We start from the raw sequence: 24,781 nt of genomic DNA, 5'->3' as shown, positions 1-24,781 counted from the left end.
CGCAGCGATCGTTGCGGGCTCTCATATTACTCACTGCCGGTGGCGTAGCGCTCAACCGGCGTGATGCTTTTAATCAGTTTGTTATCAAACAGAAATTGCTCGTAAGCCTGATAGCGTGCGCGATCCAGTTTTGCCGGATCGGCAGCGAACAGCGGCAGGGTGGCACGCCATGCCTGATGATTTAGCGGCGTGTTCAGCTCCGGATGCGCGCGGGCAAAGGCCTGCCAGCTCTCCTCCGGGTGCGCCTGCAACTGCGCATTACCTTTCTTTAGTGCCCGCAAAAACTTTTTGATTTTCTCCGAGTGTGCCTCATCACGGTTGGCGACGATGATCAGTTCGTCATAGGCCGGAACACCATAATCCTCGACGTTGAAGACTACCGGGTTTTTACCGTGCTGTTTCATCTCCAGCGCTTCGATATTGCGATAGCCGCCGATAACGGCATCCACCTGCCCGGTCATCAGGGCGCTGGTGAGCTGGAAATTGACGTTAATCAGCTTAACCTGATCGGCCTTTACGCCATCATGGTTCAGCATGGTCGCCAGCGTCGCCTGTTCAATGCCGCTGACCGAATAGCCGATACGTTTCCCTTTTAAATCGGCTGGTTTTTTTACCGTTTCGTCTAACGTCATCAGCGTATTCAGCGGACTGTTAATCAACGTCCCCACCCGCATCAAGGGCAATCCCTGATCGGCGAAGAAATGCAGCTGCGGCTGATAGGTAATCGCTAAGTCCGCCTGCTTTGCTGCCACCAGACGCGGCGGCAGCGCCGGATCGGAAGGCGGCACAATGTTAACCTCCAGCCCTTCTGCCGCAAACGCGCCGGTCTGCTGGGCCACCATAATGGGTGCGTGATCGGGGTTGATATACCAGTCGAGCACCAGTGTCAGTTTCTCCATCGCCTGAGCCTGTGTGGCTAAGGTGGCGCTGAACAGCAGGGTAAACAGAGGCATTTTTGTCATGGGTTTTCTCATTGGTTTAGTCATTAATGTGTCTCGGGTGCCCAGGTAATCAGGCGGCGCAGCAGGATGTCGAGGGTCAGCCACAGGGCCAGCGTCATCAGCACCAGAATAAACAAGGCGGCGAAACAGAGGTCGCTCTGCATCCGGGCGTTGGCATTCAGCATCACGTAGCCCAGCCCTTCGGCCGAGCCGACCCATTCACCGATGATTGCGCCTATTGGCGCGACGGCTGCCGCCATCCGCAATCCTGAGCCCAGGGCGGGCAGCGCGGCTAACAGCCGGACATGTCGCAGTTGCGCTGCAGGTGATGCGCCCAGCGTGCGAGCCAGATCGAGATAGCCGGGCGTGACGCGACGCAGGCCATCAAAAAAGGCGGAGGTCACCGGGAAGAAGATTACCAGGACGGCCATCGCGACTTTGGCGCCCATGCCGAAACCAAACCAGAGCACCAGCAGCGGCGCCAGGGCAAAAACCGGAATCGCCTGGCTGGTGATCACCAGCGGCATCATCCAGCGCTGCAGCCACGGCGAAAAGGTCATGCCCAGCGCCAGCACACTCCCCAGCAGCACGCCGAGGGCCATGCCGCTGACGATCTCGGTCAGAGTAATCAGGGTGTGATGGCCGAGATAGCCGGCGTTTTGGCACAGTGCGATGGCGACCGCAGCGGGTGAGGGCAGCAGAAAGGCCGGAACCGAAGTCAGTGTGGCGAGCCACCACAGCGCAATCAGTCCGGCAAACAGCATCACTCCACGGTGAAGACCGGCAAAACCTTTGTGTAATCTCATCCCGCTATCCTGCTCAGCTGCTTCAGCAATGCGGCCTGACTCTGCAATACCTGTATGTCGTCTGCAGCCCGCGGTGGCTGGCCCGCCAGGGGCGGGCAGGTTTCAATTCCCGCAGAACCGATCACCAGCATGTGGTGACTGAGCCGACAGGCTTCGGCGGCGTCATGGGTAATCAGCAGCACGGTGTGTCCGACCAGCACTTCTGCGGCCAGCGTCTGGATCTGAGCGCGGGTGAGGGCATCCAGTGCGGAGAAGGGCTCATCCATCAGCACAACCGGCTGGCGGGTGTAGAGGGTGCGGGCCAGCGCGGCGCGTTGACGCATCCCGCCGGAAAGTGTCGCGGGTCGCGCGTTCGCAGAGTGGCTCAGACCTACCCGCATCAGCAGATGCTGCGCCCAGTCGCGATCGGCCCTTTCACCTTTCAGGCGACTGGCGAGGCATACATTTTGTTCAACCGTCAGCCAGGGATAGAGCAGATCCTGTTGCCCCATCCAGGCGATGCGTCCGGTCAGTGGCAGGCCGTCGCTGCCGCTGACCTGCCCGGCGGTGGGTGGCGTCAGACCAGCAATGACCCGCATCAGGCTGCTTTTTCCGACGCCGCTGGCACCCAGTAAAGCGGTAAAAGCACCGCCCGCGATCTCCAGATCAAGCTGGCTGAAGAGTGGCTGCTGGCCATAATTCAGGCTGAGCTGGCGAATTGAAATGCCTGGCGGCACCGGACTGCACGGCAGGTTCATGAGCTGATCCGCTGGGCGGCAGCATGGTTGAGACCCATCTGCCAGAAAGCGGCTTCCAGCCGGGTCGCGGTGGTGAAGATCTCCGCCAGCGGGTTAAACCGGTGTTCACCGGCGCGCTGCCGGGCCAGGATTTCAAACAGTGAAAGTGAGGAGCGAACGCCATCCAGATAGGCTTCGTCGCCGTAATTTTCTATCCATGCCGCGTAAGGATTCCCCTCAAAGCGGGTTGCGGGATCATGCAGTAGTGTCAGGCCAATTTCAGCATAACCGGCAACGCACGGCATCAGCGCGGTCAACAGCTCCAGCGCATCCCCGGTGTGACCCACGTCCAGCACGTAGCGGGTGTAGTTGAGCGTTTCCACTGCCTCGGGTTCGCTCGCCATTGCCGCCTCGCTGATGCCCCATTGCTGGCAGTAAGCCTGGTGAAGTGGCAGTTCGCTGACGATGGCGTTAAGCGATGCCGTCGCGCTGCGCAAAGCTGCTGGCTCGGAAAGTTTGCTGATCAGCAGGCCCCAGGCACGGGCGAAGTGCAGCAGAAAGAGATAATCCTGGGTGAGATAGTGGCGGAAGGCGGCGGGTGGCAGGGTGCCCTGACCGAGTTGCCGCACAAAATCGTGCTTGATATAGGCGTGCCATTGGCTGCCCGCCTGCTGGCGCAGACGACCATAAAAGCCGGTGTCGAAAAGCGGATGTGTCATAGGATCTCCAGTAACAGGGAGATCCGGGCATACGGTCTGGAACAGGGAATGTTGCAGGAGATGACGCAGAAAATCTGCCGACCCGTCCCTTCGCTGGCATGACCCAGATCAGGTTCAAAGGGTTCGGCTTAGGCCATCTCAGCCCATTACAGGACACCCCTCGGAGACATTGGTTATACGATAATTACTGCCGGAGTACAACGGCAGAAATAAGCGTTCTGTACCGGCGTTGCTGTCGCGCCAGTAACAGCATGACGATAGATCTTAAGTGACGTTGTCACTCAAGATCCGCACCATTACTGGCAATGACTTTTTTGTACCACCAGAAGGATTTCTTCCGCGTGCGCGCCAGCGTGCCGTTACCCAGGTCGTCGCGATCCACATAGACAAATCCGTAGCGCTTGCTCATTTCACCCGTTGAGGCGGCAACCAGATCGATACAGCCCCAGCTGGTGTAACCCATCACTGGCACGCCATCCTCAATTGCGTCGCCCATGGCGCGGATATGTTCGCGCAGATAGCTGATGCGGTAATCATCGTTGATCTCGCCATTTGATTCGATCTCATCGCGCGCGCCCAGGCCATTCTCCACCAGAAACAGCGGCTTCTGATAGCGGTCATACATCATATTCATGGTGATGCGTAAGCCGAGCGGATCGATACCCCAGCCCCACTCACTGCGCGGTACATGCGGATTGGTCAGGGATTTCACCACATTGGCGGCGCTGCTGTTCTGCTCGTTCATCTCGGCCGAGGCGCAACGTGAGGCGTAGTAGCTGAACGAGACAAAATCGACGCTGTTTTTCAGAATGTCGGCATCGCCGTCAGCGATCTCAAGCGTTACCCCTTTTTCACGGAACACGCGGGCGGCGTAGGCCGGATAGGCCCCGCGCGCCTGCACATCAATAAAGAACAGGTTTTCGCGATCCTTTTCCAGCGCAGCCCAGACATCTTCCGGCTTGCTCGACCAGGGATAGAAGTTGCCGCCTGCCAGCATGCAGCCGACCTGGTTCATCGGATTCACTTCATGCGCGATGCGCGTCACCAGCGCGCTGGCGACCAGTTCATGATGGGCCGCCTGATACTTTACCTGATCCTTGTTCTCACCGGGTTCGAACACCAGACCGGCGCCGGAAAACGGGCTGTGCAGCAGGATATTAATCTCATTGAAGGTCAGCCAGTATTTCACCAGGCCATCAAATGCCTCGAAGCAGCTGCGGGCATAGCGGGCAAAAAAGTCGACGATTTTGCGATTGCGCCACGAGCCATATTCAGTCACCAGATGCATCGGCACATCAAAGTGACAGAGCGTGACCAGCGGTTCGATATTATATTTGCGGCACTCCTCAAAGACCGCGCGGTAAAAGGCGATGCCTTGCGGATTGGGCGTCAGTTCATCGCCATTGGGATAGAGACGGCTCCAGGCAATCGACGTGCGGAACACGCTGAACCCCATCTCCGCCATCAGCGCAATGTCTTCCGGATAGCGGTGATAAAAATCGATGGCTTCATGGCTGGGATAAAATTCATCGTCACGCAGGGTAAAACGCTTTTCCAGACCGAGTTTGACCGGCAAACGGTGCGGGCCATGGGGAATCATGTCGACGGTGGTTAAGCCCTTTCCGCCCTCACGAAAGCCGCCTTCACTCTGGTTGGCGGCCAGTGCGCCGCCCCATAAAAATCCTTGCGGAAACCTTGAATCAGACATGCAATCCTCTTTTCCGGGTCAGCGTGACCCTTTCCTTTAGTGGCTATTAATCGCGTTAGCGCGTTCGGTAACGGGCGCAGGTTGCGTTGCGCTTTCGGGTGCGGTGTTGGTTTCGGGCTCGGTTTCAGGAATATCTTCAAAACCTAACAGCAGCGTCAGCACAAATGACAGCACCACAGACAACACCATGACCGCACCGACCCAGACAATACTCATGGGATTGGTGGGATCGAAGAACTGTACGCTGGTAAACAGGCCGGGAGAGGCCATGGAGTGGCTGGCCAGCCCGCCAATGCCCGCGACCGCGCCACAGATAAAACCACTGATCAGACAGGCGATCAGCGGTCGTTTTAAACGGACCGCAACGCCATACAGCGCCGGTTCTGAAATGCCGGCAATAATCGCTGATGCCGCCGCTGCCAGCGCGGTCTGGCGCAGTTCACGGTTTTTGGTCCGGAACGCCACCGCCAGCGACGATCCCCCCAGCGAGAGGTTGGCACCAATCTCTGACGGCATCACCATGCCCTCTTTGCCGGTTTCGGCAATGGTCTGGATGATGGTGGGGGTGAACACCCGATGCATCCCGGTCATCACCAGCAGCGGCCAGATTGCGCCCATAATCGCGACGGAAAGCCAGCCAAGATAGCCATGCACGGTGTAGACCAGCGCGGAGATGCCGCTGCCGATCCAGATACCAATCGGACCAATCAGCACAATCGCGATGGGTGCCGCAATCAGCACAATCAGCATCGGTTTCAGGAAGTTTTTAGTGACGGCAGGGGTAATACGATCCACGCCGCGCTCAATGTGCGACAGGATCCAGGTCATCACCAGCGCCGGGATCACCGTATAGGTATATTTCACCGCGGTCACCGGGATGTAAGCAAATTCCACCGCCTGACCCTGTGCCGCTTTCGCCATCAGTTCAACAAAGTTGGGATGAACCAGTACACCGGCAATGGCGATCGCCAGCGACATGTTCGTTTTGAATTTCAGCGCCGCAGAGGCGGCCACCATGATCGGCAGGAAGAAGAATGCGCCATCGCCAATTACGTTGAGGATGACCAGCGTTGATGAGCCTTTCTCAAACACGCCCGCCATATCCAGGATCATCGCCAGCAGCTTAACCATTGACCCGCCAATAATGGCCGGAATCAGCGGCGACATGGTGCCCACCAGCGCATCAAGAATGCCTGCACCGATGCCTCGCAGCGTGATTTTACGTTTTACGGGTACAGCCGATGTCGCTGCGGGCGATCCCAGCTCCAGCACCGCCTGATAAGCCTGTGACACGTTGTTACCAATGATCACCTGGCATTGAGTGTCGTTGTGCACCACGCCCATAACGCCATTGATCGCTTTGAGCCGGGGATAGTCGACCTGGTTTTCATCTTTCAACACAAACCGCAGGCGGGTCATGCAGTGGGTTACGGCTTCGATATTGGTGAGGCCGCCTAGCGCATCGACGATGGCGCGTGACACCTCGGCATAATTTCTGGGCATGATCGCTCTTCTCTGTAGGGTAAATCGGTTAAAGTTTTTATGTTTTTGCGCCTGCGGGCAGGCAAATAGGAAACCGGTTTCACAAAATCATGAAGTGCTTTCATGGCGCCGACAAGCGCCAAAATCATCAAGATCTCTTTTTTGTGAACTCCATCACCTGATGCTGCCAGGTAACCTCATACTAAGGCGGGGTAAATATTTCCAACATTGAGAGGCTTAGGTAGACTGCAGGACGACGCAGCAAAGGAGCATCACCATGGCAACGATTCAGGAAGTGGCAAACAGGGCGGGCGTCTCTAAAGCGACAGTGTCACGTGTGCTCTCGGGCAATGGCTATGTCGGGCAGGAAAAGCGTGAAAAAGTACTGAAGGCGATTGCCGAAACCGGATACCGGCCCAATCTGCTGGCGCGCAACCTGGCGACAAAAACGTCTCAGACCATTGGACTGGTGATCACCAATACGCTCTACAGCGGCAGCTACTTCACTGAACTAATGGCACACTCCGCGCGCATACTGGAGCAGCAGGGCCGCCAGCTGATTCTGGCGGACGGCAAACACACCGCTGAGCAGGAAGAGGCGGCGATTCAGTTTCTGCTCGATCTGCGCTGTGACGGCATCATTATCTATCCGCGCTTCCTGAGCATTGACGCGCTGGATGCGATTATCTCCCGGCACAAACAGCCGATACTGGTGATCAACCGGCGGCTGCGCGTCAACCATAGCTACTGCATTTACAGCGATCAGCACGCCAGCAGCGCCACGGCGGTGAGCCATCTGCTGAATCAGGGGCATCGCGAGATCGCGTTTATCACCGGTTCACTCGATTCGCCGACCGGCGTCGAGCGACTTTCCGGCTATCACGCTGCGCTGGCCGCACAGGGCATTGAAGCCGATTCCCGGCGAATCGTGACCGGTAAATGGACGGCGCAGAGCGGTATGGCGGCCGTGGACCAGCTGCTGGAACGCAGGGTGACATTCAGCGCGCTGGTGGCGAGTAATGATGAGATGGCGATTGGTGCCATCAAACGTCTGACTGAATGCAACATCGCGGTACCCGGGCAGGTTTCGGTGATTGGCTTCGATGATATTCCGCTGGCGCCCTTCATCACGCCGTCGTTATCCAGCATGAAACTGCCGGTCACCGAGATGATCGATGAGACGATTAACCGCCTGCTGAACATGCTTGATGGCGGAGACTGGCATACTCAGGCACCTTTCACGGCCAGCCTGATGCTGCGGGACTCCGTTACTAAAGGCCCCGGCCGTTCTGCTTAACCTGCGGCGATCTGTATCACCTCTATCGCCTGTTCCCTGAGCTGCGCTACCGTCGCCGCATCCAGCGTCTCATCGGTAATCACGTGCCCGACCTGAAAACCGGATGAAAGCGGATAGGGGTGAATCTGACCAAACTTGGAGGCGTCGGTCAGGGCATAGCTCTCAGCGCCTTTCGCCAGCACGGCATCCACCACATCACAGCGCAGCATGTTGCGGCCAGTAAAACCAGTTTCGGGATGCCAGCCATCCACGCCAACAAATGCCCGGTGAAAATGAACCTGCTGGATGGAATACCGCGTCAGCGGGCCGACTACCGACTCACTGCTTTTCTGAAGCAGGCCACCGAGCACAATCACCTCACAGGCGGCTTCCCGAAGAAGCTGGGCAATATAGTGACTGACGGTAATCAGCGTAAGATCGGCACGGTCAGCCAGCGCACGCGCCAGCAGCGCATTGGTACTGCCACCTTCAATGAACACCGATTCACCCGCCTGCACCAGGCTGGCCGCATGTCGTGCCAGCGCCTGCTTAGTGGGATAGCGGGTATTCATGCGGGTGCCGACGTTATCGCTGTCCAGCGCCAGCGCGGAACCGTGAACCCGCCGCAGCAGTCGGTCGCGTTCCAGCAGCGTGAGATCCTGCCGCACCGTCACTTCAGAAACCCCGGTAAGCTGCGCCAGTTCGCTGACCGTTACGCTGCCCCGGCTATTAACCAGTTGAATAATCTGATGATGTCGCGGGTTCATAATTGTGTTTCGCAGAAAAAAAGAAGCTCCAGTGTAACAGGGATATCCCGCGCTGGTGTACAACGCGGGATTGGGATCAGGACAAATCCAGCGACCGGCGTCCGTTAAGATTGAGATCCTGCAGCGTAAAACGCTGGTCCCACTCTGTTTCATAATCTTCTGGCGGAAAATCTCCCGGCGAACGTCCCTGCTCCAGCGCCTGTGCAACCCGCCGGGCATAGGCGCGGTTTTTGTCACACATTGGCGCAGCGGGGATATACATCACATTGCCCCAGCCCTGCTGATCTTCAACCGGTGCAACGGCGTGGATCACATCACAGTGCCACCATACCGAATCGCCCGCCTCTAAGGCCGGTATCGAACAGAGTCCTGCAATCAGGTGCGGATGCCACTGTTCATTAACGGGCAACACCCGGCCCGGCGCGACGCCGCACAGTTCATCTTCAGGTACGTCTGAAAGCAGCGGGCGCAGCAGAACATAGGCCATCGCCTGCGGCACCGGCACCACGTGCAGCAGGCCCTGACCGGGGATCATATCGGAGAGTGCGGTCCAGCCCTGAAAGGTCCGGAACACGGAACATTTGGTGGTACCCGGCAGATCATACTCATCCACTTCGGTGCGGTGAGCTGCATCCCAGGGGTCGTAAGCGGCAAAATCACCGTGAAACAGCTTACTGAAAACCTGCTGATACGCGGGGAGTAACCAGCGTTCCAGCGCGCCGGAATCGGTATGGGCGCCTAATCCCTTCGAGGTGGTGCCCGGCAAGCGGCGACGGATGCGATCGGGATAGATAACGCTGACATCCGGGTCAAACCACTGCTTTCCCTGTGATTCAGACTTCCATAACCGGTTCAGAAAAGATTGCGCGTCAGCCATTGCCGCGCTCTGCCGCGCCTGCATTTGCGCCTGTGACCAGTAAATCGGATAGATTTCGGGGCGGGAGGCGGCCAGCGATCCAAAAAAGTCATCGCCGGGGCCGCGATAGTGTTCGTCAAACCGGTTGAGATCCAGATAGTCGAGCATCGACTTATCCCATGCCAGCGCCTGCTCACGCGCGAAGTGCTGCTTAATTACCACACAGCCGCGACGTTTAATCAGCGCCCGGGTTTCATCCGAAACCTTTCCCGCTGCAATGTCCTGCATGGGCACTACCGGCCAGGCACTGCCCGTGCGCTTTTCATCTGCTTTTGCTTCAGCAATCGCAGCAGTGATGTTGTCGCAAACCTGACGGAAAAGGGCATCGACATCACCAATCTGTTGACGTAACTGCTGTTTCATCTCGCGAATAGCGGTTTTGACGTCGTCAGGTAAAGGGGTTGATCGGGAATCTTCACGCATCTCGTGCTCCTGAATATCTGGGGGTTGAGTTACGAATGTAATTAAAATAACCTTCATTCGTAATATTCGACTGAGGTTAACATCCTTTTAACGAAAAAAAACGTGCGTGATAACACAACTCCGGAACCGGAACGCTCTGAAAGCCGTTAGCAAAGTCACTATTTGCATTCTCATTAATCCACACAGCGAGTAAGCTTTATGAATCAAATCAATCAGCCGAAAGGACAGAACGGCGAACGTATAGGGGCAGGCGAGATGGCGGTTAAGATGATTGCGGTGGATATGGACGGCACCTTTCTGGACGACAATAAGCAGTACAACGTTCAGCGGTTTTCACGTCAGTATGCGCTGCTGAAGCAGAAGGGCATCCGTTTTGTGGTGGCCAGTGGTAATCAGTATTACCAGCTGCAGCGCTATTTTCCCGACATCAAAGATGAGATCGCTTTCGTGGCGGAAAATGGCGCATGGGTTTCTGACTGTAATGAAGAGATCTTCTGCGGAGAGTTAGCTCAGGAGAAAGTGCATAAGATCCTCGATATCCTGGCGCATGAACCTGACATCGCGGTCGTGGTCTGTGGACGCAACGGCGCCTATATGCATTCATCCACCTCTGATGAGGTGATGGCAATGCTTGCAAACCACTATCACCGGCTGGAAAAACGCGATGACCTCTATGCCATCGACGACACCATTTTCAAATTCTCGCTGAAGCTGGAGCACGAAGGGGTGGATGCACTGCTGCAAAGACTGCATTCCCGTCTGGGCGAGCTGGAAAACATCATGCATCCGGTATCCAGCGGTTTTGGCTTTATTGATCTCATTATTCCCGGCTGCCATAAGGCACACGGCATTGCGCTGCTGCAGGAAAAGTGGGGCATCAGCGATTGCGAAGTGCTGGCGATTGGTGACAGCGCCAATGATATTGAGATGCTGCGTCAGGCCTGCTTCAGTTTCTCAATGGCCAATGCCGCTGATTCGGTCGCTGCCGTGGCGCGCTATCAGACTCAGAGCAACAATGATGAAGGCGCGCTGAATGTCATTTCCCGCGTGCTGGCGCGCGAATTTCCGTTCGATTAAGCCTGCACTGCGTGAGAACTGGCGGCCTTCTATCCGCCACTCTCCTGATGGCTGCGCGCGTGATGTTCCATTTCATCCAGCGCAGCCTGATTCTCCAGTCCCCACTGATACATCTGCTCTATTGGCTGTGCGAAGGTATGCCCCAGCGGCGTGAGGCTGTATTCCACTTTTGGTGGCACCACCTGCCACACCTGACTCGACACCAGTCCGCGCTGCTCCAGCTCACGCAGCGTCTGAATCAGCATCTTCTTCGAAATACCCTGCAGGCTGCGCTCCAGTTCACCCGTGCGTGCCCGGTTTTCCGGCCAGTGGTAGAGCGCATGCAGCACCATCGTGCTCCACTTCACCGAAAAGAGTTCCAGCAGGCGGCGCGGCGGTGAATCCGCATAAAAGCAAAGTCTTCCTTCAACCCAGACCGGCATAGTGACTTCCCAGATAGTATGGTAACCAAAAGGTAACTACTACCAAATGGGGTTCCGTATGTCTATAGTGGGCCGCTTTCTTTACGACCACCAGGTGAGAAGAGGCAACAGATGAAAATTAACGCGCTGATAGCGTCCCAGGCAGACCAGCCGCTGCGGGCAGGCCAGGTAGAGTTACGCGAGCTGCAGGCTGACGATGTGAAAATCGAAATTCTTTACTGCGGTGTCTGTCACTCCGATCTGCATATGGCCCGTAATGAATGGGGCGTCAGCCGCTATCCGCTGGTTCCTGGTCACGAAATTGTCGGACGCGTAGTGGCAGTGGGTGGCAACGTCACTAAATTTTCCGCCGGGGATACGGTTGGCGTTGGCGTGATGGTCGACTCGTGCGGTGAATGCCATTTCTGTCAGCAGCAGGAAGAGCAATATTGTGAGGCGGGTTTCACGCCGACCTACAACGGCACGGATAAATACACCGGCAATACGACATTTGGTGGCTATGCGCAGCATGTCATCGCCGACCAGCATTTTGTGGTCACGGTGCCCGACAATCTGGCGCTGAATGCGGTGGCACCGCTGCTGTGCGCTGGCGTGACCGTCTGGTCACCGTTGCAGCATTTTAAAGTCAAAGCAGGCGATCGTGTGGGTGTGGTCGGGCTTGGGGGACTGGGTCATATGGCGGTTAAACTGGCCAGTGCACTGGGCGCAGAAGTCACCCTGTTTACGACTTCTCCGGCGAAAGGGGAAGATGCACGCCGGCTCGGCGCTAAGAACGTGGTGATCTCACGAGACGCCGCACAAATGGCTGACTGCCAGGCGTCACTGGATATCATTCTGGACTGTGTCGCTGCACCACACGACCTTGATCCTTATCTCGGTGCGCTGAAAACCAATGGTCAGCTGGTGCTGGTGGGCATACCCGATCAACCTCATCCATCACCGAATGTGACACCGATGGTGTTTCGTCGCCTGAGCATCACTGGCACCTCAATTGGCAGCATCCAGGAGACGCAGCAGATGCTCGACTTCTGTGGTCAGCACAACATCACGGCTGATGTTGAGATGATCACCGGTGAAGAGGTCGAAACTGCCTTTGAACGTATGCTGACCAGCGATGTGAAATATCGTTTTGTCATCGATATGCAGAAAACCCACTGGTGATGAATACGGCCCGCTGTAAAAGCGGGCCGTCTGACTTTTACACGGGCTGAACCCGAAAGATAAAGCCCTGCATATAGTTACAACATACTTAAATGTTTTAATATCAACCCACCTCATTAAATTCCGTGCAGCAGAGGTCTTGCAGCAAGATCGTTCTGATTAAACAAAAAAATACCCGGCTCATTGACCGGGTATCTGTTTTGACGTTTACGGGGTGCAGTTAATCCTGCTCTTTATCCGTGTCGCTCTTTTCCGCTTCTTCTTTCTCAACAGCATGGGTAAAAGGCTTAAGCAGCTGAATATCCAGAATCACATAAACCATGGTGCTGATAAACAGGGAGATGACACTGCCAAACACCCCGCTGGTGGTAAACGTCAGATAGTTATAAATCACCAGCCAGGTCAGGCAGATAAACAGAGCGAGCGAAATAGAAAGGTTGGGCACGGAGTAGTTGCTGGTACCACCGCCCTGGGTATGCGTCGCTTTAAACAGATTTCCGATGGAGTATTTCTCCAGCACCAGGATAGTCCTTTCCCAGTTACGCTGTTTACGCGCGCTGGCGCGGGTCAGGAACAGATAGAGAATAGAGATGAAGAAGCCGGAGAAAGCGATCAGCACCGGAATCGCTTCCAGCGCATATTCAATACTCTTATGAGGCGTGCCAGTGGTACTGAGATCAAGCGTCAGCGAGGCACCCAGCGCAGCATATAAAAAGAGGAACAGAATCAAAAAAGTCAGGCTACGTTTCCAGTCGCCATCGGCCTCTGCACCTTTTTGCTGGATGGCCAGCTGTAGCGATTGCTGAATCTGTTGTGCCTGTGGTGAGTCTGTTTCAACGGTGAGGCATGGCGCAGCAAAGAAGTTGTGCATGAACAGCTCATCTTCTTTGTGAATGGTGATTTTCATCAGAAACCTGTATTCGGGAAATTTTCTTTATTCTAATCAGCACAGCATGAATTAACAGTAACTTTGGCTTTAAACCTTCAGCCCCGCACTGACTCAGCGGGATATCAGGTTTATCAGACTACTTAAAACTGAATCGTTTGCGAAATTCTGCTCAGCATTATCCTCTTCGTGACGCAGTTGCTGATAGCGCAGCAGGGCGGCATCGGCGTTATCTGCATGCACCACGTCCCACACCATCTTATAGCCATCAGCCATTAACGCGTCCTGCTGATCCTGCCGCTCAGTGTTCACGGCTCTGACTGTTTGCTCTTTCTGAAACAGACGATAGTCTGGCATGGCTATTTCTCCCCAGGCTGGTCCAGCGCTTTAAACTGCTTAATGGCTTCATTGATATTGTTGGTATCGACGGTCGCTATGCAGCGATCGCCGTTGAAAACCTCATAGCGTGCGTTGTGCAGCTGAAACAGCAGATCCCTGCCACGGAAGTGTATACGTTTCTGTTTAACGCCAATCCCATGCCGCCGTAATAATGCCTGTGACAGGCGATCGGTCTCTTTTATCATTCCTTCAGCCCCTCGGCAGTACGTGGTCACTGCCAGTAAACCTGATGAACATTAGTTTTATATTAAGAGATAACCCTATTTATTACAGGGCTAAGCGCATGTTTCAGAGAAATTACCGGGTTGCGTGTGCTGACGAAATCAGAAGCCCACCGGATTAATGCCATTCCCTGCGTTAACGGACCGCAAATGCGGTACACTTGCCGGGATAACTCGCCACAGGACACGCCGCTATGAACGATAAAAAGATGATTTCCATTGATCAGTTCAACGCTGATGAACGACTGGCCGTCGAGCAAACCTATAAGGGCCTGGCCGAGAAGTACCGTCAACGAACCGGTAAAGAGCCTGATAGCAAAAAAGAGAAAGAATTCAATAGTGAAGCTCGTCAGATTATCATGACCAGCAAAATGGAGAAGCAGAGAGCGCAGGCTGAAAAGGAGAAGAAAAAACCACTGCGTAAGAAAAAACCTTCTTCAATGACTGCCAGCGAAGTCAGCGATTTCAACTGGTCTGCCTCAGTGGTTAAAGGCCGCCGATAAACAGCCTCCGCGCGTATTCATGGCGCGCGGTATCTTTTCACATTACTGCCATTGTCCCCTGACTGCCATCGTCCCCTGCACACAAGTCAAAGCCTGATTAGATTCCCTTCGCGACCCGCAATAAGAATATTCTGTAAATAGTTTACCTTAATTCATTAATTGCCGATAAACTGCCATAACCTGTTGCTGCTTCAGTCTGCATATGAATTACTACACTCCTGACGATATTCAGCTGAAGCGCCGATCGACGCGATTTGTGCGCCGCATGTTCATGATGCGCCAGCTCGGCACCTTTCTCTGTTTCCTGCCCATTATGTCAGTATTGATGGAGATGGGAAAAAGCCTGGAACTCTGCGCACTGCTATTTACTAATGCGTTTGTCTGGCCCTATGCCGCCTTCAGACTGGCATTGCGATCGCGCGATCCCACGGGTTTTGAACGTAAGAATCTGACGCTGGATGCCGCATTCGGCGGCTTCTGGGTGGCAACCATGGCGCTGAGTCCGCTTCCCTCAATTATTATTATGGCGGTACTGATCTCTGATCGTTACTCGGCGGGCGGTTGGGTTCAGCTGAAGTCTGCTCTGCAGGCCTTTCTGTTGACCTTTTTACTGGCCTGGTTAGCCGAAAAAGCGCCTTTGCAGCTGACTTTCTCTACCCGCACCGTCTGGCTGACTCTGCCGCTCGCCAGCGGCTATCTGCTGGCGCTCAGCGTGGTTTCACACAATCTGACCCTGAGTCTGCGAAAGAAGAATCAGGAGCTGGAACGCATTGCGCTGATGGATCCTGGTCTGAAAATACCTAACCGACGTCTCTTTGAGCGGCGGCTTGAAAGCGAGTTTTTACGTACCCAGCGAGGTGAGGGTAAAGCCTGGTTGATGCTGCTGGATGTCGATCACTTCAAACAGGTTAACGACACCTTCGGGCATGAAGCCGGCGACTTCCTGCTGGCAGAAATCTCGGCACTACTGCGTGACAGCGTCGGCCTGAAAGATATACCTGCCCGCTTTGGCGGCGATGAGCTGTGTGTGATTGTGCGGGATGCGGATGAAACCAGTATCATGTTGCTGGCAGAGCAGATCAGACAGGGGATTGCCCTGCTGCGGCTGCCGGCGTCATCCACCTTTCAGTGCTCGGTGAGTATCGGGATTGCACCGGCATGCGATGCGGCGACAATTCATGAATGGCTGAGATGTGCCGATGAGGCGCTGTATCAGGTCAAGCGCGCCGGACGTAACGATGTGCAGGTGTGGCATTCCGGCACGCTGGAAACGCTGTGTGAAGTCAGGGGCAGTTAACAATGCAGCCTGAGACCCCTGTCTCAGGCTGAGAGATTAAATCGCCGGGTAGTCGCCGGTGCCTTCAGGCCAGGGCGTGAGCAGATCAAAACCCTCATCGGTGACGGCGACGGTATGTTCCCATTGCGCCGAGAGCGAGCGATCTTTGGTGACCACCGTCCAGCCATCTGACAGCACGCTGGTTCCGGCTTTACCGGCATTAATCATCGGTTCGATAGTGAAAATCATGCCTGCTTTCAGTGGCATCCCTTCGCCCGGCGTGCCGTAGTGCAGCACCTGTGGATCGGTGTGGTAAATTTCACCGACGCCGTGACCGCAATATTCACGCACCACCGAGAAGCCAGCCGATTCAGCGACACGCTGGATAGCCGCGCCCACATCGCCCAGCGTCGCGCCAGGACGGACGGTTTTGATACCGGCGACCATCGACTGATAGGTGATCTCCACCAGACGTTTGGCACGGACTGACGGTGTGCCGACAAAGTACATCCGGCTGGTATCGCCATACCAGCCATCTTTGATGATCGCTACATCGATATTAACGATATCGCCATCCTTGAGTTTTTTGCTGGCCGGGATGCCGTGGCAGACCACATGATTGACCGACGTGCAGGTGGTACGGGTATAACCGTGATAACCGATGTTTGCTGGCGTTACTTTAAGCTCATTCACGATGAAGTCGTGACAGATATCATCCAGTTCTTCCGTGGTGATGCCGGGACGGACGTGAGGTGTAATCATCGCCAGCACCTGAGCCGCAGCCTGTCCGGCTGCCCGTGCCATTTCGATTTCCGCTGCGGTATGAATTTTAACGCTGTTCATGACACGTCTCCTTGTGTGGTGAGGCTCTCTTTAGGGAGCATATTGCGTATATCAGCGCTGCCTTCCAGTTCAAGCCGGATTAGCATCTGCGCCAGTTGATGTTGGGTCTGCTGTGGATAGAGTTCTGCCAGCATACCGAGTTTTAGCCAGTGTTCTGCCTGTGCATTAATTGAGCGGCTCATCGCCTGACTGGCGATGCGCAGATTCTCATGCATCAGGTCGGAGATTTTTACGATACCCATGCAAGCCTTATATGAAACGTATATGTTTCGTATAGCTTAACGTTATCGGCGTGGTTTGAAAAGAGGGGTGAGATTGTTGCGCGTCTGAAGCAGGGTACAGAATGATGACCAACGGCCACGCATTCCATCGGAACAGAAAAATTTATAGATAATAGAGAGGTGTGTATTGCCAGGTAACAGTAGGGCAGCCCCGCCGAAAAAGCGCCGAAACACTGTCTTTTTTTGAAAACGTAGCTGATGACTGAGCAGATGAAGTACTGGGTTGTTCTGGTGGCTGTGGATATTAAGACTGTAGAATAGATGATATAAAATCCGGGCAAACATCAGGGATGTAATCATGAAAAGAATAATTGCTTTGACTGCCGCATTGGCAATTTCAGGATGCCATATGAGCACAAATCACATCCGACAAAAGGGAATTAAGACTCCCGACGCGTCAGAGATTAAAAGTCAGTGTGAATCTCAGACACCACAGCAAACTCAAGAGCGTGAAACTCAGCTTTGGCTCTGCCAGGCTGTTACAGCAATACAATATCGGTTTTTCGATGCAGATAATTATCGCGGTAAAACATGTGATGTAAGGATCAGGCAGCCGGAAGGCGAGCCTCCGGTAAGCATCAACGTTCAGGGCGGAGATCCAGCTCTGTGCGCTGCTGCAATTAAAGCAATCAAACAAGCTGCAGATGCCCACACTTTTCCAATGAGACCCGCCTTTATGAAGGATGAAATCCCGATACATTTTGCTCCGCAATAAGATTACATAGCTAAGGAAAGTGTTAAGCGTTGCACTTAAATGTCTAAACTCACAATCCCATAAGGCACCGTGCTGCTCTGAAGCTATGCCGTCAGATACCGGCTGCTAAAACATGAGGTGCAGATGTGCACCGCGATGCAGTTATCCGTTGTCAGCAACAGACAGCAAACTCTTACTCCGGTACAAGCTCCATTCAGCCCAGCAACTTTCAGGGTTGATATCGAAGTAACCGCGGCATTCAGCCATGGCGAGAGCAACATCACGCGGCACTTCGATAGTTGTGGCATTATCACGGATGCTACTGACTTCCTGCTCAGTAAGCGGGCTTCCTTTCTCATTCTCAATTCTCATCAGTAATGGGATGAGGGCAGGTATAAAAACTATGGTCATGAGTTATATCTCATATTATTAAAGGTTCGTGTCCCTACGAAGTCACTAAAATATGACCTCTCCGGGGTGCGGTAAGTGGCATTCTGTAAAATGTGTCTTCCTGAAAAATATCAATTCATCGTCGTTTCATCGCTACAAGGCTTGAAATCAATTAACACTGCCCAGGCATACAGGCAGGTTTGTATAGCCCGGCTGGCTTACCATAGATAAGGGTGAACATGTCGGTGCCATATTCTGGCTAACTGGCTGAGCCTGGGGCTGATTTGGATACTGGTTGTCATAGCTGTTCGTTGAGGGTTTTCTTGCGGCCTGACGGCCCTTCTCACGCACGTAGGATGACGTGTAGTTATGGGCCTGGTATGCGCCATAACCCGCCACGCCCGCAGTAGCATATCTGGCCGTTCGCTTGCTGCTGGAATATCTCTTCTTGATTCTGGGTGTCGTTGTTTGTGATGAGTAAGCTGAACTAAAACTATGGCTGTAGCTTCTATGCCCACCCCCACCACGATGGCCGCGCGCATCAGCTGTAAACGAGGCAGCCATCAGTGATGCCATAGCCAGACTTAAAATAATTCCCTTCATTACTGCTCCAGTTTATTCATATTCATTAATTATGTTCTCGTCAAAAATCACGATATCTTCAGCCAGAAGAACAATTTTTTTAGATTTATTTAACTCGTTCAACGCTGCGCTATCCTTATGGGAGGAGGTCCCCATGTGTGGACGGTTTGCGCAGTACAGCAGCAGAGACGATTACTTTGCATCCCTGGTGATGAAGCCCGATGAAATTATTTATGATCCGGAGCCGATAGACCGCTTTAACGTTGCTCCAGGCACCAAAGTGCTCTTGCTCAATGAGCGGGATAATGAACTGCACTTTGATCCGGTTTACTGGGGTTACGGTCCGGAGTGGTGGGACAAACAACCGCTTATCAATGCGCGTGGTGAAACCGCTGCGACGGGACGCATGTTCAAACCGCTGTGGGAGCATGGTCGCGCCATTGTTCCTGCCAATGGCTGGTATGAATGGAAGCGAGAGGGCGACAAAAAACAGCCTTACTTTATTTACCACAAAGAGAAAGAACCGCTGTTCTTCGCCGCTATCGGCAACGCTCCTTATGGTAAGGATCATGGGCATGAGGGTTTTGTTATCGTAACGGCAGCGAGCAATAAAGGCATGGTTGATATCCATGACCGACGCCCGCTGGTTTTAAGTGCGGATGCTGTACGCGAATGGCTCAGTGCCGAAACCACGTCAGAACGTGCTCAGGAAATTGCACATGAAGCCGCATTGCCGGAAAAGGACTTTACCTGGCATCCTGTTACAGCCAAAGTCGGCAACATCCACAATCAGGGTGAAGCGCTTATTAAAGAGATCAAGCCTGACTGAACAGACTGATGAGGTGAGAGATTTACATAGTTTCCCGCACCGTTTCCCGTTATAAAAACAGGATCACTCGTTTCTTAATCTGAGAGCGTTTATTTTGCAGCCAAACACTATGCGGTTGTTTCTTCGGCCAGTCACCCCATCAGATGCCGATGATCTTTACAGGATCTACGGCGACCCTGCGACGAATACGTTTAATCCCGCGGGCCCTCATCCGGATATCCATCATTCACGGGAAGTGCTATCGCGCTCTATCCGTCACTGGGAATTGAATGGCTTCGGCAGTTGGGCTATCTCGCTTCAGGATAATCCAGAAAGAATCATCGGTTTTGGGGGATTGAGCATCAGAAGCTTTGCCGATATCACGATCAATAATCTGGGATATCGTTTCTCTCCGGAATCCTGGGGGAAAGGACTGGCGACGGAATTTGCGAACTATGCAGTTAGTTATGGGTTCGAAGAGATAAAACTGGCTGAAATTTCTGCAGTCGTAAGAGCGAATCATCTGGCTTCACAAAAGGTTCTGATTAAGGCCGGACTCCGTCATACCCGGGATATTTATGATTTGGAAAATGCGCCCGCAAGCATGCTGTTTACCCTGAGTCAGGATGAATGGAATCAAAAACGGGGGTGAGGAGGATATATCCTGTCCTGTCAGTACCTATCGTTTCAGGTCAATCAGTGCGAGCTGTAGATGATGCGCTATAAAGTTCGCTCTCAGCGCGCTGTAGCGTTGAGCATCGTTGTTACAGAGTGATGCTGCTTCACGCTTTATCTCAGCATAGGTTGCTGCGATATCTCTGTTTTCTCTGAGGTAATCACGGAAAGCAAGGTGCCTTATTATCTGTTCGTCTCCAGCTGCAAACGCATGCACCTGATGGCTACGCCGTTCCCCACCCTTAATAAAATATCTGCGGCCTGAGATTCCGTTCTCACCACGAGGACACTTCTATTGTCAGTCATCTCAAATGACGCTGAAGAGTCTGTTAAATCCGTGGTGCCACAAGCGAAGCTGGAATAGTTTTATCCGCATTCAGGCGACAAGTTACGAGAATAACACTCACTGCCTTAATGGCATCCGTCAGGGATTTACCCTTTACTCAGCCCAGGAATCATCGCTTCTTACCCCTTTCATTACTGTAATTTCTTTCCCCGCTGCCGATAACAGATCCAGTACCAGCGAGCCATAGAAGCGGAACGTCGGTGATAACCTATTAATTCAAACATCGGGGTCTCCTATGTATCGGAACAAAAAAATAAAATTAAGCGTCATGCTCACTGCAGCATTCCTCACAGTCATTTTAACGGGCGTTTTTGTGACAGGATTTGCCGGGTTTAAACTCAATACGGCCAGCGATCAGCAGGAATTGACGCGCGCGCGGCTGGGCGATCTCCAGGCCCTGCAGACGCTAAAAGATAATTTAACTCAGCAAACTGTCCTTTTACTGTCCGTGGCTTCAGACACTCAGCCTCAGGCAGAGGCCACTATAAAAACCCAGTTCTCTGCGTTGCAGACCAACAGTGATAATACCACCGCGCATTTTCGCGAACTGATCAACGGTGCCAAAAGCATTCCGGGGATCAATCTTGCTGAAGTAGAAGAGGCTTCCACGCAATTAAATAAAATCGAAGTGGCAGCGGGGCCGCTACATCAGGCAGAGCAAAACCTGTTTATGCAGAACGCCACTCCGTTCCCGGAAAAACTCCGTGGTGAACTGATCCCTGCGCTTTCGCACTACCGCAGTGCGGTAGATGGGATGGTTGATTATCAGGCGCGGGTAACGAGTAAAACGGCGGAAACGTCGACTCAGGCGCTCTCCGGTGTTTATATGACGCTGGCAGGCCTGACCACCCTGTTTGTTGTGATGGGATTTGTGATGAGTGGGCTGATTACCCGCTGGATCAAGACTCAGCTGGGTGGCGAACCTTCGCATGCGCAGGGCCTGGCCGCTGCGATTGCGGCGGGCGATCTGACGACAAAAGTGACCCTGCGTCAGGGGGATACCGTCAGCATGATGGCTTCTCTGGATAGCATGCAGAGCAATCTGCGTGACCTGGTCTCGCAGATTAAAGATTCTTCCGCTTCGGTCGCCATGGCGGCTGATGAAATTTCTCAGGGCAATACCGAACTCTCTTCCCGTACAGAGCAGCAGGCCGCCGCTTTGCAGGAAACCGCCGCCAGTATTGAACAGCTCACGGTTACAGTGAAAAGCAATGCAGCGGGCGCGCAGCAGACTGCGGATTCAGCCCGTGAAACCGCTGCGCTGGCGCGTTCGGGTGAACACGACATGCAGCGCATGTCAGAGACGATGAATGATATTTCAAAAAGCGCGGTGAAAGTCCGGGATATCACATCCGTTATCGAAGGAATTGCATTTCAGACCAACATTCTGGCGCTTAACGCGGCAGTCGAAGCAGCGCGAGCGGGCGAACAGGGTCGAGGTTTCGCCGTCGTCGCGGGTGAAGTCAGGACGCTGGCGCAACGCAGTGCAACGGCAGCCAGAGATATTAAACATCTGATAGAAGAGGCTGTGGCACAGGTTGAAAGTGGTGTTGTCGTGGCAACCGGGACCGGCAAGAGCATTCTTGATATCAATGCGATGGTTGGAAAACTCGCCGTCGCGATGGATAACATCTCACTCGCCTCAGCTGAACAGATGCAGGGCATTTCACAGGTCAGCATCGCAGTGAACGAGATGGATGGCGTCACGCAGAATAACGCCGCGCTGGTTGAGGAGTCCTCTTCGGCATCACAGTCGCTTTCAGCCCAGGCACACGCTTTACGTGAAGCAGTGAATGCCTTCCGCATTTAAGCTTTATGGTTACAGCTCACGTTGAAAGATGCGGGAGAAACGCGGCTGATTTGTCCGTTTCATATTGCCGGAATGGATGTCAGGGAGCGATTTCTCTCAGATTAGTACAAGCCCTCCATCGTGAACTGTCCCCGTAATGTTGGACACTGTTTCATCGGAGGATCCCCTCGACCAACTTGATATAGATTGGTCGGGGGGCTTCAACAGCACTTTATAATTCTGTGTTCTATCAACTTTGGGTTTTCTATTGTCAATGCCCCTAAGACAGAGATAACTTTATTTTACTATGTCGATAAGGGCCGATAAGAGGTCGCTGAAGGTTTCGTACTCTTCAATAACGTAATCAGTTGATGCTTTGTCACGAATTTGAAAACATTTCTCTTTGAAGCTGTACACGAATACGGACATTCCATCTTCACCAATCAGCAGTTTGTCTGTCAGATTGGGATCAACGTAGACGTCATTATCGCGCGTATCAATGTTCCTGATATAGATACTTGACCATGCCAACTCACCATTCTCTGCCTGCGTCAGGCTATACAGGGTGAGTCCGTTGTATTCCAGACCATCCATGACTTCGAGCATATCGGCGTAGTCCTGGCGATTCATCACTAGTTTCTGAATATCCGAGTAAACACCGCGTTTAGTTTCATCCCATTCCATTGGCGCAGGATTGCGCTTCAAGTCCGTAATAACATCTGGTGCTATTGGGCTGGCTATCGGGTAACTATCGGAAATCATCAAATTTTTGAAGATACCCATTATCTGAATTGTGTTATTCATATCGTTTTCACTTCCCTACAGGGTAAATTACGCCGTTCGGCGAAGGCCATAAAACGTTAGTGCTGGCGTTGTATGGGAGGTCTTTAGTGATTATCGCCTGTGTCTTTGAAAGCGCGGAGTGATATGGCGAGTTTTGGATCAGTATCAGATTATTCAAAGCATTTGTTCCACTGTCATCGAGTGGGATCTTGTGGTGAACCTGCCAACCGGGCGGCACTTTACCATCGGCAAGGCGTATAAGATTGTTAGAATCAAACGTTGATAGTGCATCAGGGTGCCCGGAAATCGATTTGAGGAAGTTGGGACGAACAGAACTGTTGAACTCACCACGTAGCGCGGCATATTCAGCGCGGTCACGGCGAACATAGTTCAACTCAGACACGTTGACATCATCCAGGAGAACGTGTGCCTTTTTGTATTTTCCCAGATAGCTGGTCAATTCTTCCGCAGCAACTGGGTTACGGACAACCAGCAGTGAAGCAGCTGCGACCATCATCCCGGAAGTGGTTTCGTTGAGAACGCTGTCGTATCCCTTCACCGCATCACCGCCTAACTGTTCGGCGGTCTTTCTGAATCCTTCCGGATTGCCATTATAAATCCCGCCAGCGGCCAGAAGCCTTCCCGCAGCTTTGCTGTTGATAGTATTACCTGTCTGTGGGCGCTGAGCCGGATTACCTCTGGTGGCTACGGGGCGGACAAGCTGTCGTCTTATCACAACTTCAAGGCGAGAACGCAGAAAAAGCGGCAGCGTACTGATAAGACTGCCGTCTGAGTTAGCAACACTGCCGTAAATTGTGCCACTTTCGCGCCGGAGTATAACGATATTTCCGCTTCTCACCTCATACAACGCGTCCCGGTAGGCCATATGTGGCTGCTGGAAATGCATGCTGAGATAGCGCCTTACAAGCAGCGAGTATCCATCAGGCAAATCCCACTCACGAATGATACGTCCGGGATTTGCCGTATCTGAAAGATAGCTGTACGCGGTATCGGGGGGAACAATATGGGGAATATCGTTGAGGTAGATATCATCCAGAGTTCTGGCCTGGCAGTTACGTAGCATAATATCCCTTTACGCTATATCGGTGACACTCCAATTATAGAGAATTAGCGTAGTTAATGGAAAAAATGAGCAGCGGAATACTTTTTTGGTGGTAGATCAGAAGTCTGCACCTAAATTCTGGTGCCGGCTTTTTCGGTCTTCCGCGTTTCAGGCCGGAGAGCGCCCCGGCCCCGGACGCCTGAAAGCGTTTGACCCACTGGTAAACGGTGCTCTCATTGGGAAGGTTAAACTGAGCGGTGGCATCGCGAAGCGAGAGTTTATCATTGATGACGGCGCGGACAACCTTCAGCCGGAACTCAGGAGTGTAGTCACCCGTTTTCCATGTCAGCCCGTCAATGCCGGCTGCCGTGCGGAAACCCAGCGGCGAACCGCCGTGCGGCCCACGCCAGAACGGTTAGCCGTCTCACGATAACCATCCCTGCTGTTGAGATAATGCGTGACAACGGCGAGCCGTAATTCAAGGGGAAACTTAGGACTGCTCACTGAACTGCACCTTAATCAGTCGGGTTTCCAACTTTTGGGGTGCAGTTCAATCGGAGGGCTTTTCTTTTGGCGGACATTCCGGGACGCTCAGAGACTGAAATATTCAATGTAAACATATTGACCTCGCCCGTAAGTTTTAGCCTTTTGAAAAACAGGTTTGTTTATGAGGGAAATGATGATAAATCACAAGATTAACCTCTACTTCCATGGGTCGGGCGCGGTTGAATTTAAATCAACACGTGGCATCACTGGCGTCTTACCATCGTAGAAAAATGCAGAGTTTGTGAAGGAGTAAACCTTATCCGTCATTTTAACAAATATATG

27 protein-coding genes, 1 pseudogene and 1 riboswitch are annotated in these 24,781 nt (G+C 53.3%); of the genes and pseudogenes, 9 read left to right on the top strand and 19 right to left on the bottom strand.

The genetic code is table 11. The features are described 5' to 3' along the window. Positions 1–26: 26 nt before the first annotated feature. The 6 genes from PAG01S_RS12945 to ascF all read right to left on the bottom strand — a co-directional run bounded on the left by PAG01S_RS12945 (position 27) and on the right by ascF (position 6,393). On the bottom strand, positions 27–962 hold the full coding sequence (locus PAG01S_RS12945; protein WP_062758937.1) for an ABC transporter substrate-binding protein: 936 nt from the start codon (positions 960–962) through the stop codon (positions 27–29). Positions 963–985: 23 nt separating this feature from the next. Further along, positions 986–1,747: an ABC transporter permease gene (locus PAG01S_RS12940; protein WP_062758935.1), complete on the bottom strand. Its 762-nt coding sequence runs from the start codon at positions 1,745–1,747 to the stop codon at positions 986–988. Then, positions 1,744–2,484 (bottom strand): ABC transporter ATP-binding protein, encoded by a 741-nt coding sequence (locus PAG01S_RS12935; protein ID WP_033760655.1) that lies wholly within the window; start codon positions 2,482–2,484, stop codon positions 1,744–1,746. The genes PAG01S_RS12940 and PAG01S_RS12935 overlap by 4 nt, the downstream gene beginning before the upstream one ends. After that, positions 2,481–3,182, bottom strand: coding sequence for a TenA family protein (locus PAG01S_RS12930; RefSeq protein WP_062758933.1), 702 nt, complete (start codon positions 3,180–3,182; stop codon positions 2,481–2,483). Before PAG01S_RS12930 ends, PAG01S_RS12935 begins: the two co-directional genes overlap by 4 nt. A 68-nt stretch (positions 3,183–3,250) precedes the next feature. Continuing rightward, positions 3,251–3,353: riboswitch (TPP riboswitch) on the bottom strand. A gap of 106 nt (positions 3,354–3,459) precedes the next feature. Beyond that, complete coding sequence (locus PAG01S_RS12925) at positions 3,460–4,890, bottom strand: 6-phospho-beta-glucosidase (protein ID WP_062758931.1); 1,431 nt, start codon at positions 4,888–4,890, stop codon at positions 3,460–3,462. Positions 4,891–4,926: 36 nt separating this feature from the next. Continuing rightward, the gene (ascF, locus tag PAG01S_RS12920) at positions 4,927–6,393 is read right to left on the bottom strand and encodes a PTS cellobiose/arbutin/salicin transporter subunit IIBC (RefSeq protein ID WP_062758929.1); all 1,467 of its coding nucleotides are present in this window, start codon (positions 6,391–6,393) and stop codon (positions 4,927–4,929) included. Positions 6,394–6,649: 256 nt separating this feature from the next. Here ascF and PAG01S_RS12915 point away from each other — a divergent pair, with 256 nt between their 5' ends. Beyond that, positions 6,650–7,669: a LacI family DNA-binding transcriptional regulator gene (locus PAG01S_RS12915; protein WP_062758927.1), complete on the top strand. Its 1,020-nt coding sequence runs from the start codon at positions 6,650–6,652 to the stop codon at positions 7,667–7,669. On the opposite strand, the gene PAG01S_RS12910 is transcribed toward PAG01S_RS12915, so the two are convergent. Together PAG01S_RS12910 and PAG01S_RS12905 are read right to left on the bottom strand one after the other, a co-directional pair. Beyond that, positions 7,666–8,415 (bottom strand): DeoR/GlpR family DNA-binding transcription regulator, encoded by a 750-nt coding sequence (locus PAG01S_RS12910; protein WP_062758925.1) that lies wholly within the window; start codon positions 8,413–8,415, stop codon positions 7,666–7,668. The genes PAG01S_RS12915 and PAG01S_RS12910 overlap by 4 nt on opposite strands. A gap of 76 nt (positions 8,416–8,491) precedes the next feature. Further along, the gene (locus PAG01S_RS12905; protein WP_062758923.1) at positions 8,492–9,754 is read right to left on the bottom strand and encodes a DUF1479 domain-containing protein; all 1,263 of its coding nucleotides are present in this window, start codon (positions 9,752–9,754) and stop codon (positions 8,492–8,494) included. A 255-nt stretch (positions 9,755–10,009) separates the two neighbouring features. On the opposite strand from PAG01S_RS12905, the gene PAG01S_RS12900 reads away from it, so the two are divergent. After that, positions 10,010–10,831 (top strand): Cof-type HAD-IIB family hydrolase, encoded by an 822-nt coding sequence (locus PAG01S_RS12900; RefSeq protein ID WP_139016403.1) that lies wholly within the window; start codon positions 10,010–10,012, stop codon positions 10,829–10,831. 29 nt (positions 10,832–10,860) lie between these two features. On the opposite strand, the gene PAG01S_RS12895 is transcribed toward PAG01S_RS12900, so the two are convergent. Continuing rightward, complete coding sequence (locus PAG01S_RS12895; protein ID WP_062758921.1) at positions 10,861–11,253, bottom strand: winged helix-turn-helix transcriptional regulator; 393 nt, start codon at positions 11,251–11,253, stop codon at positions 10,861–10,863. A gap of 111 nt (positions 11,254–11,364) precedes the next feature. Here PAG01S_RS12895 and PAG01S_RS12890 point away from each other — a divergent pair, with 111 nt between their 5' ends. Further along, on the top strand, positions 11,365–12,414 hold the full coding sequence (locus PAG01S_RS12890; protein ID WP_033787118.1) for an NAD(P)-dependent alcohol dehydrogenase: 1,050 nt from the start codon (positions 11,365–11,367) through the stop codon (positions 12,412–12,414). A 220-nt stretch (positions 12,415–12,634) separates the two neighbouring features. Here the strand turns inward: PAG01S_RS12890 and PAG01S_RS12885 are convergent, their stop codons facing one another. The 3 genes from PAG01S_RS12885 to PAG01S_RS12875 all read right to left on the bottom strand — a co-directional run bounded on the left by PAG01S_RS12885 (position 12,635) and on the right by PAG01S_RS12875 (position 13,884). Further along, entirely contained in the window at positions 12,635–13,321 is a 687-nt protein-coding gene (locus tag PAG01S_RS12885; RefSeq protein ID WP_062758919.1) for a RipA family octameric membrane protein, read from the bottom strand. A gap of 93 nt (positions 13,322–13,414) precedes the next feature. Then, a complete protein-coding gene (locus tag PAG01S_RS12880) occupies positions 13,415–13,657 on the bottom strand; it encodes a hypothetical protein (protein ID WP_039389782.1) in 243 nt (80 codons plus the stop codon). 2 nt (positions 13,658–13,659) lie between these two features. Next, positions 13,660–13,884 carry a hypothetical protein gene (locus tag PAG01S_RS12875; protein WP_010670434.1) on the bottom strand — a complete coding sequence of 75 codons (225 nt, stop codon included), beginning with the start codon at positions 13,882–13,884 and terminating at the stop codon, positions 13,660–13,662. Between the two features lie 230 nt (positions 13,885–14,114). On the opposite strand from PAG01S_RS12875, the gene PAG01S_RS12870 reads away from it, so the two are divergent. Together PAG01S_RS12870 and PAG01S_RS12865 are read left to right on the top strand one after the other, a co-directional pair. Further along, the gene (locus tag PAG01S_RS12870; RefSeq protein ID WP_031591637.1) at positions 14,115–14,423 is read left to right on the top strand and encodes a hypothetical protein; all 309 of its coding nucleotides are present in this window, start codon (positions 14,115–14,117) and stop codon (positions 14,421–14,423) included. A gap of 202 nt (positions 14,424–14,625) precedes the next feature. Beyond that, on the top strand, positions 14,626–15,720 hold the full coding sequence (locus PAG01S_RS12865) for a sensor domain-containing diguanylate cyclase (RefSeq protein ID WP_062758918.1): 1,095 nt from the start codon (positions 14,626–14,628) through the stop codon (positions 15,718–15,720). 36 nt (positions 15,721–15,756) lie between these two features. Here the strand turns inward: PAG01S_RS12865 and map are convergent, their stop codons facing one another. Next, the gene (map, locus tag PAG01S_RS12860; protein ID WP_010247003.1) at positions 15,757–16,542 is read right to left on the bottom strand and encodes a type I methionyl aminopeptidase; all 786 of its coding nucleotides are present in this window, start codon (positions 16,540–16,542) and stop codon (positions 15,757–15,759) included. After that, positions 16,539–16,784, bottom strand: coding sequence for a ParD-like family protein (locus PAG01S_RS12855; protein ID WP_010247005.1), 246 nt, complete (start codon positions 16,782–16,784; stop codon positions 16,539–16,541). The genes map and PAG01S_RS12855 overlap by 4 nt, the downstream gene beginning before the upstream one ends. A gap of 337 nt (positions 16,785–17,121) precedes the next feature. On the opposite strand from PAG01S_RS12855, the gene PAG01S_RS12850 reads away from it, so the two are divergent. Continuing rightward, positions 17,122–17,538 carry a cell envelope integrity TolA C-terminal domain-containing protein gene (locus tag PAG01S_RS12850; protein ID WP_140417617.1) on the top strand — a complete coding sequence of 139 codons (417 nt, stop codon included), beginning with the start codon at positions 17,122–17,124 and terminating at the stop codon, positions 17,536–17,538. Between the two features lie 537 nt (positions 17,539–18,075). Here the strand turns inward: PAG01S_RS12850 and PAG01S_RS22245 are convergent. After that, entirely contained in the window at positions 18,076–18,510 is a 435-nt protein-coding gene (locus PAG01S_RS22245; protein WP_122459766.1) for a hypothetical protein, read from the bottom strand. Positions 18,511–18,643: 133 nt separating this feature from the next. Between PAG01S_RS22245 and PAG01S_RS12840 the strand changes: the two genes are divergently transcribed. After that, positions 18,644–19,318 (top strand): SOS response-associated peptidase family protein, encoded by a 675-nt coding sequence (locus PAG01S_RS12840; protein ID WP_062758917.1) that lies wholly within the window; start codon positions 18,644–18,646, stop codon positions 19,316–19,318. Between the two features lie 109 nt (positions 19,319–19,427). Beyond that, positions 19,428–19,949, top strand: a complete 522-nt coding sequence (locus PAG01S_RS12835) for a GNAT family N-acetyltransferase (RefSeq protein ID WP_033760635.1) — start codon at positions 19,428–19,430, stop codon at positions 19,947–19,949. 27 nt (positions 19,950–19,976) lie between these two features. Here the strand turns inward: PAG01S_RS12835 and PAG01S_RS21745 are convergent. Further along, a pseudogene (locus tag PAG01S_RS21745) lies at positions 19,977–20,255 on the bottom strand (GrpB family protein); the annotation flags it as partial. Between the two features lie 298 nt (positions 20,256–20,553). Between PAG01S_RS21745 and PAG01S_RS12830 the strand changes: the two are divergent. After that, complete coding sequence (locus PAG01S_RS12830) at positions 20,554–22,128, top strand: methyl-accepting chemotaxis protein (RefSeq protein WP_033773466.1); 1,575 nt, start codon at positions 20,554–20,556, stop codon at positions 22,126–22,128. A gap of 276 nt (positions 22,129–22,404) precedes the next feature. On the opposite strand, the gene PAG01S_RS12825 is transcribed toward PAG01S_RS12830, so the two are convergent. From PAG01S_RS12825 to PAG01S_RS22740, 3 genes are read right to left on the bottom strand one after another with little or no spacing between them, the layout of a single operon-like run. Next, positions 22,405–22,911 (bottom strand): YrhA family protein, encoded by a 507-nt coding sequence (locus PAG01S_RS12825; RefSeq protein WP_033768873.1) that lies wholly within the window; start codon positions 22,909–22,911, stop codon positions 22,405–22,407. A gap of 7 nt (positions 22,912–22,918) precedes the next feature. Next, positions 22,919–23,974, bottom strand: a complete 1,056-nt coding sequence (locus PAG01S_RS12820) for an HNH endonuclease signature motif containing protein (protein ID WP_045140067.1) — start codon at positions 23,972–23,974, stop codon at positions 22,919–22,921. A 34-nt stretch (positions 23,975–24,008) separates the two neighbouring features. Beyond that, the gene (locus PAG01S_RS22740) at positions 24,009–24,263 is read right to left on the bottom strand and encodes a helix-turn-helix domain-containing protein (RefSeq protein WP_354438813.1); all 255 of its coding nucleotides are present in this window, start codon (positions 24,261–24,263) and stop codon (positions 24,009–24,011) included. Positions 24,264–24,781: the final 518 nt, after the last annotated feature.

It is taken from the genome of Pantoea agglomerans NBRC 102470 (assembly GCF_001598475.1).
In the GTDB taxonomy this organism is placed as follows: domain Bacteria; phylum Pseudomonadota; class Gammaproteobacteria; order Enterobacterales; family Enterobacteriaceae; genus Pantoea; species Pantoea agglomerans.
The sequence above is the reverse complement of the archived record's forward strand: the minus strand, read 5'-3'. Positions and strand labels throughout refer to the sequence as shown.

Excerpts from the sequence above, each read along its gene's own strand:
- PAG01S_RS12930 (WP_062758933.1), bottom strand. The coding sequence starts at position 3,182 with ATGACACATCCGCTTTTCGACACCGGCTTTTATGGTCGTCTGCGCCAG.
- PAG01S_RS12880 (WP_039389782.1), bottom strand. The coding sequence starts at position 13,657 with ATGCCAGACTATCGTCTGTTTCAGAAAGAGCAAACAGTCAGAGCCGTG.
- PAG01S_RS22245 (WP_122459766.1), bottom strand. The coding sequence starts at position 18,510 with ATGAAGGGAATTATTTTAAGTCTGGCTATGGCATCACTGATGGCTGCC.
- PAG01S_RS12900 (WP_139016403.1), top strand. The coding sequence starts at position 10,010 with ATGGCGGTTAAGATGATTGCGGTGGATATGGACGGCACCTTTCTGGAC.
- PAG01S_RS12910 (WP_062758925.1), bottom strand. The coding sequence starts at position 8,415 with ATGAACCCGCGACATCATCAGATTATTCAACTGGTTAATAGCCGGGGC.
- ascF (WP_062758929.1), bottom strand. The coding sequence starts at position 6,393 with ATGCCCAGAAATTATGCCGAGGTGTCACGCGCCATCGTCGATGCGCTA.
- PAG01S_RS12885 (WP_062758919.1), bottom strand. The coding sequence starts at position 13,321 with ATGAAAATCACCATTCACAAAGAAGATGAGCTGTTCATGCACAACTTC.
- PAG01S_RS12825 (WP_033768873.1), bottom strand. The coding sequence starts at position 22,911 with ATGAATAACACAATTCAGATAATGGGTATCTTCAAAAATTTGATGATT.
- PAG01S_RS12835 (WP_033760635.1), top strand. The coding sequence starts at position 19,428 with ATGCGGTTGTTTCTTCGGCCAGTCACCCCATCAGATGCCGATGATCTT.
- PAG01S_RS12855 (WP_010247005.1), bottom strand. The coding sequence starts at position 16,784 with ATGGGTATCGTAAAAATCTCCGACCTGATGCATGAGAATCTGCGCATC.
- PAG01S_RS12940 (WP_062758935.1), bottom strand. The coding sequence starts at position 1,747 with ATGAGATTACACAAAGGTTTTGCCGGTCTTCACCGTGGAGTGATGCTG.
- PAG01S_RS12905 (WP_062758923.1), bottom strand. The coding sequence starts at position 9,754 with ATGCGTGAAGATTCCCGATCAACCCCTTTACCTGACGACGTCAAAACC.
- PAG01S_RS12935 (WP_033760655.1), bottom strand. The coding sequence starts at position 2,484 with ATGAACCTGCCGTGCAGTCCGGTGCCGCCAGGCATTTCAATTCGCCAG.
- PAG01S_RS12865 (WP_062758918.1), top strand. The coding sequence starts at position 14,626 with ATGAATTACTACACTCCTGACGATATTCAGCTGAAGCGCCGATCGACG.
- map (WP_010247003.1), bottom strand. The coding sequence starts at position 16,542 with ATGAACAGCGTTAAAATTCATACCGCAGCGGAAATCGAAATGGCACGG.
- PAG01S_RS12915 (WP_062758927.1), top strand. The coding sequence starts at position 6,650 with ATGGCAACGATTCAGGAAGTGGCAAACAGGGCGGGCGTCTCTAAAGCG.
- PAG01S_RS12840 (WP_062758917.1), top strand. The coding sequence starts at position 18,644 with ATGTGTGGACGGTTTGCGCAGTACAGCAGCAGAGACGATTACTTTGCA.
- PAG01S_RS12890 (WP_033787118.1), top strand. The coding sequence starts at position 11,365 with ATGAAAATTAACGCGCTGATAGCGTCCCAGGCAGACCAGCCGCTGCGG.
- PAG01S_RS12895 (WP_062758921.1), bottom strand. The coding sequence starts at position 11,253 with ATGCCGGTCTGGGTTGAAGGAAGACTTTGCTTTTATGCGGATTCACCG.
- PAG01S_RS12875 (WP_010670434.1), bottom strand. The coding sequence starts at position 13,884 with ATGATAAAAGAGACCGATCGCCTGTCACAGGCATTATTACGGCGGCAT.
- PAG01S_RS12870 (WP_031591637.1), top strand. The coding sequence starts at position 14,115 with ATGAACGATAAAAAGATGATTTCCATTGATCAGTTCAACGCTGATGAA.
- PAG01S_RS12820 (WP_045140067.1), bottom strand. The coding sequence starts at position 23,974 with ATGCTACGTAACTGCCAGGCCAGAACTCTGGATGATATCTACCTCAAC.
- PAG01S_RS12830 (WP_033773466.1), top strand. The coding sequence starts at position 20,554 with ATGTATCGGAACAAAAAAATAAAATTAAGCGTCATGCTCACTGCAGCA.
- PAG01S_RS12945 (WP_062758937.1), bottom strand. The coding sequence starts at position 962 with ATGACAAAAATGCCTCTGTTTACCCTGCTGTTCAGCGCCACCTTAGCC.
- PAG01S_RS12850 (WP_140417617.1), top strand. The coding sequence starts at position 17,122 with ATGAAAAGAATAATTGCTTTGACTGCCGCATTGGCAATTTCAGGATGC.
- PAG01S_RS12925 (WP_062758931.1), bottom strand. The coding sequence starts at position 4,890 with ATGTCTGATTCAAGGTTTCCGCAAGGATTTTTATGGGGCGGCGCACTG.